Here is a 7935-nt window from a genome sequence, read left to right on the forward strand (position 1 = left end):
TATGACTGGCGATCTGACGATCGGCACACTGCTGGAGTCCGAGAATGCGGCTCCGGCGCGCCTGATCGCGTCGAAGATGAACCGGCACACATTCTGGTGCGGGCAGAGCGGTTCGGGCAAGACTTACGCGCTCGGCGTCGCCCTCGAGCAGATCCTGCTCCACACGAAGCTGCCGCTGGTGATCCTGGATCCGAACTCCGACTTCGTGAGGCTCGGCGACATCCGCGACGATGCGCCCGCGGCCGAGGCCGCCGAACTCGCCACCAGGGACATCCGGGTGCGCCGTTCGACCGTGGATGCCGAGCACCCGCTGCTCGTGCGGTACATGTCGATGCCGCTGCGCTCGCGGGCGGCGATCCTTCAGGTCGATCCGCTCCTGGACGCGGACGACTACAACACCATGATGCATATGGAGACCGACCTCCAGTTGCTGCCCGATCACGATCTGGTCGGCTTCATGCGCTCGCATCCCGATCGTGTGCGTCATCAACTCGCGATGCGCCTCGAGAATCTCGGTGTCGCCGACTGGAAGCTGTGGGCGTGGGGCGAACGCACCGTGACTGACGACATCGACGATGGCGCCGACGCGACCGTCGTCGACCTGGGTGGATTCGCCACGCCGTCGGAGTCACGTGCCGCGGCGCTCGCCGTACTGGACCACCTGTGGGAGAACCGCGAGCAGCGCGTCGGCCGGCTCATCGTGATCGACGAGGCGCACAACCTGTGCACGCCCGAACCCGTGACCCCGGTCGAGAAGCTGCTCACCGAGCGCATCGTGCAGATCGCGGCTGAGGGTCGCAAGTACGGCCTGTGGCTGCTGCTGTCGACGCAGCGCCCTTCCAAAGTGCACCCGAACGCGCTGTCGCAGTGCGACAACCTCGCGCTCATGCGCATGAGCTCGCCCCGCGACCTGGCAGACCTCTCTCAGGTGTTCGGCTATGCGCCCGAATGGCTTCTCGAGCGGTCGCCCGCGTTCACGCAGGGGCAGGCTCTCTTCGCCGGCGGATTCGTCGACCAGCCCAGCCTCGTGCAGATGGGTGCGCGGCTGACCCACGAGGGCGGCAGCGACGTGAAGGTTCCGCTGCGCTGACGCGCGGCTGCCCCGCCCCGGCGATCCGCTCGGGGCGAGGCAGCAGTCCCTGCGTCAAGGGGTCGCGCGCCGTAGGGTGAGGTACGACGTCGTGGCGAGCGCGGCGATCAGCAGCACGCCCCACAGTGTGAGCCCGAGCGAGCCCTGTGCCGCGAACCAGGCGGACACCTCGTTCCAGGCATCCAGTCTGCCGATGAGCCACATCGCCCCGACCAGCAGGGCGCCCAGACCGACGAGCAGGAGCGTGATGGCGATCGTGCCCCACCGCTTGTATATCGTGGCAGCCCAGAACCCGACCACGAACATGAACATCGCGATCGCGAAGTAGATGAGCCAGGCCGCCCACCATCCGGGTGCCCACATCCAGTCGAGCAGGAAGAAGTAGCCATTGATGCCGTAGCCGCCGGTGGCGATCTCGATGAACCCGCCCAGCAGGAACACCGTCGAGAGGATCGCGGCGGTCAGGAACGCGGTCAGGAGCGTGCCTAGGAAGAACTCCCGTCGCGTGATGCTCATCGCCTGTGAGAAGGGGAACGAGAAGGTCAGCGCCTGGATGCCGACCACCAGGAAGTACCATAGAGGCGCTTGCGAGCCGCCGCCGTAGAACGGCCCGGGGACCCCGTTGCCGGCGAGCATCGCGTAGATGCCCATGGAAAGCACCCACGCGCCGACCAGGATGAGCAGCGGGATCCAGATGTAGGTCATCTTGTTGACCAGCTGCAGCCGCACGACGTTCAGAGGGCGATTCATCGGGACACCTCCTCGATCGGGGCGGACGCATCGACGGCGCCGCCGGTGGAGTGCTGCGTGAGCCGTACGATGAGCTGCTGCAGAGAGACCGGGGCCGCCTCGAGCCCGAGGCGGCCCAGTTGTGCGCGGTCCGCAGCGTCGAGCGGGCCGAGCACGGTGACAGAGGTCACCCTGCCGAGGCGCTCCCGATGGATCACCTCGCGGTGTTCGATGAAGCTGTCCACGGCGTCGGAGTCACCGACGATCGTGGATGCGCGATCGCGCATCGCATCCGTGGTCTCGTCCAGGAGCATGCGCCCACGGTCGATCACAAGAACCCGCTCGATCAGGTTGGCGACCTCGTCGATCAGATGTGAGGAGAGGATGACCGTTCGAGGGTGCTCGCTGTAGTCCTCGAGCAGCTGGTCGTAGAAGATCTGCCGCGCGACCGCGTCCAGGCCCAGATACGGCTCGTCGAAGAAGGTGATCTCGGCTCGCGAAGCGAGTCCGATGATCACGCCGACTGCCGAGAGCTGGCCCCGCGAGAGCTTCTTGATGCGTCGGTTCACCGGCAGCTGGAAGTCGGCGATCAGCCGCTGCGCGAAGGCCTCGTCCCAGTGCGGGAAGAAGAGACGAGCCGACCGGAATGCGTGGATCGGCTTGGCGTCGTCGGGGTATTTCTGACCCTCCCGCACGAAGCACATGCGCGAGAGCACGCGTGCGTTCTCGTACGGCTTCTCCCCGAAGATGCGGATCTCGCCGCTGGTCGCGAAGTTCTGCGCCGTGAGTATCGACATGACCGTGGTCTTGCCGGCGCCGTTGCGGCCCAGCAGACCGTAGATCGTGTCCTTCTCGATCGTGAATGACACATCGTCGACCGCGACGACATCGCGGTAACGCTTCGTGAGGCCTTGCACCTCGATCACATCGGTCATCGTGAGGTTCCTTCCGTGGTGACGGACGCTTCGGCCCGCCGACGATCGCTCGATGCAAGAACCGCATCCGCAGCGGCCGCGCGGTCGAGGATGAGGCGGCTGAGGTCATCGGCTCCGAGGCCGAGCTTGCGGGCCTCGACGAGCAGTGGGTCGACGAAGCGGTCGGCGAATGCGGTACGACGCTCGGCGAGCAGAAGATCGCGCGCGCCCGGCGCGACGAACATGCCGATGCCGCGCCGCTTGTGCAGCACGCCCTTGTCGGCGAGCATGTTCACTCCCTTCGCGGCGGTGGCCGGATTGATGCGGAAGAACGCGGCGAGTTCGTTCGTCGATGGAGCCTGGCCTTCTTCCGGCAGACTGCCGTCGATGATCGAGTCCTCGACGCTCTCGGCGATCTGGAGGAAGAGAGCCCTGCCTTCTTCGATCACGCGGTCCTCTGCTTGCTTATGTGGTTACTTACCTAACTAGGTAACCATAGAACCGAGAGGACGGCAAGCGCGACGACGGCCCTGGTGTCCGATCTGCTCGCGCCTTCGGGGAAGTGATGGCAGATCGAGCTCGCGAAGCCGCCGACACCTCTAGGAAACGTCGAGAACGACGGCGCGTGACATCCATGCGTGGCCAGCAGGCGGACTGCGACTGACCCGGCGCGGCGTCAGGGGCGTGACTTGCGCCGCACGACACGCCCCGGTGCCGTGTCCGAGCTGCGCGCGGGAACAGGCCACGGAGCGGATTGATCCGATCGAGCAGCATCCGGGCGGTCACGCGACGGCGCGGCATCCGCTGTCGTCGACTGCGGGGTGTTCGCCTGCGGAGGCGTCCGTGGCGCCCTCCCCGTCGTCAGTTCGAGCGAGACCTTGGCCTCGAGCACCTCGATCGCCTCGTCCGACAGTGAGATCAAACCGTCCAGCTCTTCGCGCACTCGGCGGTAGGCGACCTGGCGCTCGGCGGGCGTCGCAGCCTCGTCGACCGCGATCGTGAGCAGCTGCTTGGCGGTGTCGAGGCGCTTGCGCTCGACGGTGCTGAACGTGGAGTCCTTGAGCCTTCGTGCGTCACGCTCAGCCACGTCGAACGCGACCTCGTAGTCGGTGACTGCGTTGTGGTACTCGGTGAGCTGGTCTTTCGTGAGACGTGCCTTGGCGGATGCCGGCCGCAGGCCATCGGCGACGCGTTTGGCGCGGAGGAACGCCGCTGTCAGCGGCTGCCGGCCGTCGCTCATCGCCGGGAACGCGATGATCTTCGCGACGTCCAGCTCGTAGTCCAGCCATCGCGCGGTCACCGCGTCCTGGGCGTCGAACAGCCGCTCGAGCCGGGTGCCCTGCGTCGTCGCGCCACCCTCGCGACTCATGACCGTCCGGGCCGGCGCTGCCTTGAGCTCCGCCTTGGCATGCAGAACCTCGAGCCGACGCCGGTGGCGTCGGCGGGCGCCGCGCTCCCAGGCGCTTCCGATGGCGCCCACCACACCCATCAGAGGGAAGATGAGCCACCAGTAGCCGCTGAGGAACGTGAAGACGGGTTCCACACAGTCATGGTAGCCGTCGGCCTTGCCTGCGCGGTCGGCTCAGGGGACTCAGGCAGCACGCCTACTCGGACGTGGGCAGACGCATCGGAAGCCAGGCGGGAACGGGCCAGATCGGCGTTCGCGGCGGCGCAGGTCGAGGATCGGCGGCGCCCGCCTGACGTTCGGCCTCGTCGAACGCGGCCTCGAGGGAACGGACCGCGTCACGGTACTCGAGGAACCTCTCGACCGGGATGCGCTCGCGAGCGGATGCCGGCCGCAGGACCTGCGCGGCGCGATAGGCGCGGAAGAACGCAAGGGTCGCCGGGTAGCGCGTGTCGCTGAGCTGCGGGTAGGCGATCGCCTTCGCGACGTCGGTCTCATAGGACATCCAGCGCGCGACCACGGCATCGTGGGCGGCGAAGAGCCGCTCGACCGGCAGCGGGTCGGCGCTCGAGGCGGCGTGGTACAGCGCAGTCGTGGACTTGACGCTTGCCCGCCGTGCCCGCAGCACGAGCGACGCGGAACCCGCCTCGCGCTTGGCCTCCTGCAGCCGGCGCTTCGCCTGGACCGTCTCGGGGTTCGCGAGCTGCCTGCCGAACGCGGGTGAGCCGGACGCCGCTCGAGCCGACAGCACCTGGGCCTGCGCCTCGCGCACGCGAGCACGCGCGGCGATGAGGGCCCGAGATGCGACGGAGACCTCACGACGGGCGGCATCCAGCTCGATTCTCCGCGCGCGGCGACCCCTGGCGGTCACTCCGGCGTATGTCGCCGCCCCGGCCCCCGCAGCGACGGGCGCGACCCACCACCAACTCTCGACGAACAGGAGGAACATCTCCACGAGACCATGCTAATCCGCGTGCGAGGCGCCTGCCCTGCTGTTCAGCGCACTGGCAGGTCGGCCCTGTCTCGATACGCGCTGGCGCGCTGCTCGACGACAGCTTCGGGCGTCCGCCTTCAGCGGTCAGCCGAAGATCAGGGCGAGCACGGTGGCGCCGCCTCCGACCAGGATCAGCGAGACGATGACGACCCACGCGACGATTTTGACGCGGCGCTGCCGCGTCTCGGTGTAGTCGCTGTACTCGTCGTCGTTCGCCATGCGCCCAGCTTAGAGCCGCATCGAGATCTCAGCCGACTATGACAATTCGGTGACCGTCGGACCGAAGGCGGCGGGCAGCGTCGAGGTCGAGAGGTCGCGCAGCTCGGTGAGCGACAGGGTGAACAGGTCCTGCACCTCGAGGGTGGGCTCGTCGGTGTGCGCCGGCAAGCCTGGGGTTTCGTGCAGCGCCCCGTTGGACACCGCGCCGGGCGCATCGGTCACGCCGATGCGCAGCACGGGGTAGCCTCGGCCCTCGCAGAGCCCGCGGAACTTGACGTCGTCCTCGCGGGGCACGGTGACGATGACGCGACCTGTCGATTCCGAGAACAGCGCGGATGCGGCATCCACCCCGTCGCGCTCCATGATCTCGCGCAACCAGACACGCGCGCCGACGCCGAAGCGCAGCACGCCCTCGGCGAGGGCCTGCGCCAGTCCGCCGGCGGACAGGTCGTGCGCGCTCGAGACGAGCGACTGCTGCGATGCCGCGCGCAGCAGCCCCGCGAGTCTCTTCTCGTTGCCGAGGTCGACCGCCGGCGGACGTCCGCCGAGGTGGCCGTGCACGGTTCCAGCCCACGCGGAGCCGCTGAGCTCGGTGGCGGTGACCCCGAGGAGGTAGATGTTCTCGCCCGCGTCCTGCCAGCCGCTGGGCACGCGGTGGGCGACGTCGTCGATGATGCCGAGCACGCCGACGACCGGCGTCGGGAAGATCGGCCGGTCGCCGGTCTGATTGTAGAAGCTGACGTTGCCGCCGGTGACCGGGATGCCGAGCTCGAGGCATCCGTCGGCCAGGCCCGCGACCGCCTGCGAGAACTGCCACATCACCTCGGGGTTCTCGGGGCTGCCGAAGTTCAGGCAGTCCGTGACCGCTGTGGGGACCGCACCGCTCACCGCGACGTTGCGGTACGCCTCGGCGAGGGCGAGCTTGGCGCCCTCGTACGGGTCGAGCTGGCAGAAGCGTCCGTTGCAGTCGGTCGCGATCGCGAAACCGAGGCCGGACTGCTCGTCGACGCGGATCATGCCGGCGTCGTCAGGGAAGCTCAGGGCCGTGTTGCCCATGACGTAGTAGTCGTACTGGTTGGTGACCCACGAGGTGTCGGCGAGATTGGGGCTGGAGACCAGCTGCTCGAACTGCCGGCGCAGCGTGTCGGGGTCATCCGACCGGGTCAGCGCATCCGCCGAGTCGTCGCGGAGCGCGTCGATCCACGCCGGGTAGGCGACGGGGCGCTCGTAGACCGGCCCATCGACCGCGACGGTGGAGGGGTCCACGTCGACGATGACCTCGCCGTGCCACTGGATGACCAGGCGGCCGTCGCCGGTGACCTCGCCGAGCACGCTGGTCTCCACATCCCACTTCTGCACGACCGCGAGGAAAGCATCGAGCTTCTCCGGCGCGACGATCGCCATCATGCGCTCCTGGCTCTCACTCATGAGGATCTCCTCGGGCGTGAGGGTCGGGTCGCGAAGCAGCACCTTCTCGAGGTCGACCCGCATGCCGCTGCCGCCGTTGGCGGCCAGCTCGCTGGTGGCGCAAGAGATGCCCGCCGCGCCGAGATCCTGGATCGCCTCGACCAGGTCATCGCGGTACAGCTCGAGGCAGCACTCGATGAGCAGCTTCTCGGCGAACGGGTCGCCGACCTGGACCGCCGGACGCTTGGTCGGGCCGGTCGCACCGAAGGAGTCGGAAGCGAGGATGCTGGCGCCCCCGATTCCGTCGCCGCCGGTGCGTGCACCGAAGAGCACGACCAGGTTGCCGGCGCCCGACGCGTTGGCGAGCTTGAGGTCTTCGTGACGGAGCACGCCGACCGCGAGGGCATTGACCAGCGGGTTGCCCTGATAGACCGCGTCGAACACGGTCTCGCCGCCGATGTTGGGCAGGCCCAGGCAGTTGCCGTAGAACGAGATGCCGCTGACGACCCCGTGAACGACGCGGGCGGTGTCGGGGTGATCGATCGCGCCGAAGCGCAGCTGGTCCATCACGGCGACCGGGCGGGCTCCCATCGAGATGATGTCGCGGACGATGCCGCCCACGCCGGTGGCCGCGCCCTGGAACGGCTCGATGTAGCTGGGGTGGTTGTGCGATTCGACCTTGAAGGTGACGGCCCAGCCCTCGCCGATGTCGACGACGCCGGCGTTCTGGCCCATGCCCACCATGAGGCGGGTCTTCATCTCGTCGGAGACCTTCTCGCCGAACTGGCGCAGGTAGATCTTGCTGGACTTGTAGGAGCAGTGCTCCGACCACATGACCGAGTACATCGCCAGCTCGCCGCTCGTGGGGCGGCGGCCGAGGATCTCGCGGATCCGCGCATACTCGTCGTCCTTGAGGCCGAGAGCGCCGTACGGCTGCTCGCGCTCGGGGGTCTCGGCGGCGTTCAGGACGGTATCGGCCGCGGGACGCACCGGGGAGATCTGGGCAGAACCGGAGGTGGTCTGGGAGGGGGTGGTCACGCGGCTCAGCTCCAGGAATCGGGGACGCCGGACGCGTTCAGTCTAGTTGAGCTCCGCATCCGCTCCGCAGGCGTCGACTGCGGGATGGTGAGGGTTGACATGATCGGGCAGCCGGCGTAATGTACAACCAAATGGTTGT

At 68.0% G+C, this 7935-nt stretch carries 8 protein-coding genes; 1 reads left to right on the plus strand and 7 read right to left on the minus strand.

The genetic code is table 11. The annotated features are described in order from the left end of the window. Nucleotide 1: 1 nt before the first annotated feature. Nucleotides 2–1090 carry an ATP-binding protein gene (locus tag QZV84_RS05465; RefSeq protein WP_292826513.1) on the plus strand — a complete coding sequence of 363 codons (1089 nt, stop codon included), beginning with the start codon at nucleotides 2–4 and terminating at the stop codon, nucleotides 1088–1090. A gap of 54 nt (nucleotides 1091–1144) precedes the next feature. Here the strand turns inward: QZV84_RS05465 and QZV84_RS05470 are convergent, their stop codons facing one another. From QZV84_RS05470 to purL, 7 genes are all read right to left on the minus strand, one after another. Beyond that, nucleotides 1145–1840 carry a hypothetical protein gene (locus QZV84_RS05470; protein WP_292826516.1) on the minus strand — a complete coding sequence of 232 codons (696 nt, stop codon included), beginning with the start codon at nucleotides 1838–1840 and terminating at the stop codon, nucleotides 1145–1147. Further along, nucleotides 1837–2754: an ABC transporter ATP-binding protein gene (locus QZV84_RS05475; protein ID WP_292826519.1), complete on the minus strand. Its 918-nt coding sequence runs from the start codon at nucleotides 2752–2754 to the stop codon at nucleotides 1837–1839. Before QZV84_RS05475 ends, QZV84_RS05470 begins: the two co-directional genes overlap by 4 nt. Then, nucleotides 2751–3182 (minus strand): GntR family transcriptional regulator, encoded by a 432-nt coding sequence (locus QZV84_RS05480; RefSeq protein ID WP_292826522.1) that lies wholly within the window; start codon nucleotides 3180–3182, stop codon nucleotides 2751–2753. The genes QZV84_RS05475 and QZV84_RS05480 overlap by 4 nt, the downstream gene beginning before the upstream one ends. A 227-nt stretch (nucleotides 3183–3409) precedes the next feature. Beyond that, nucleotides 3410–4276 (minus strand): hypothetical protein, encoded by an 867-nt coding sequence (locus QZV84_RS05485; RefSeq protein WP_363331878.1) that lies wholly within the window; start codon nucleotides 4274–4276, stop codon nucleotides 3410–3412. A gap of 61 nt (nucleotides 4277–4337) precedes the next feature. After that, nucleotides 4338–5093, minus strand: a complete 756-nt coding sequence (locus QZV84_RS05490; RefSeq protein ID WP_292826525.1) for a hypothetical protein — start codon at nucleotides 5091–5093, stop codon at nucleotides 4338–4340. 123 nt (nucleotides 5094–5216) lie between these two features. Next, a complete protein-coding gene (locus tag QZV84_RS05495) occupies nucleotides 5217–5351 on the minus strand; it encodes a hypothetical protein (RefSeq protein WP_292826528.1) in 135 nt (44 codons plus the stop codon). A 36-nt stretch (nucleotides 5352–5387) separates the two neighbouring features. Next, on the minus strand, nucleotides 5388–7757 hold the full coding sequence (gene purL, locus QZV84_RS05500) for a phosphoribosylformylglycinamidine synthase subunit PurL (protein WP_292826531.1): 2370 nt from the start codon (nucleotides 7755–7757) through the stop codon (nucleotides 5388–5390). Between the last annotated feature and the right edge of the window lie 178 nt (nucleotides 7758–7935).

This window comes from Microbacterium sp. (assembly GCF_011620715.1).
GTDB lineage: Bacteria > Actinomycetota > Actinomycetes > Actinomycetales > Microbacteriaceae > Microbacterium.

What these genes read in the sequence shown, in the direction of transcription:
- QZV84_RS05470 (WP_292826516.1), bottom strand. Translation starts at nt 1,840, where the DNA reads ATGAATCGCCCTCTGAACGTCGTGCGGCTGCAGCTGGTCAACAAGATG.
- QZV84_RS05475 (WP_292826519.1), bottom strand. Translation starts at nt 2,754, where the DNA reads ATGACCGATGTGATCGAGGTGCAAGGCCTCACGAAGCGTTACCGCGAT.
- QZV84_RS05495 (WP_292826528.1), bottom strand. Translation starts at nt 5,351, where the DNA reads ATGGCGAACGACGACGAGTACAGCGACTACACCGAGACGCGGCAGCGC.
- QZV84_RS05465 (WP_292826513.1), top strand. Translation starts at nt 2, where the DNA reads ATGACTGGCGATCTGACGATCGGCACACTGCTGGAGTCCGAGAATGCG.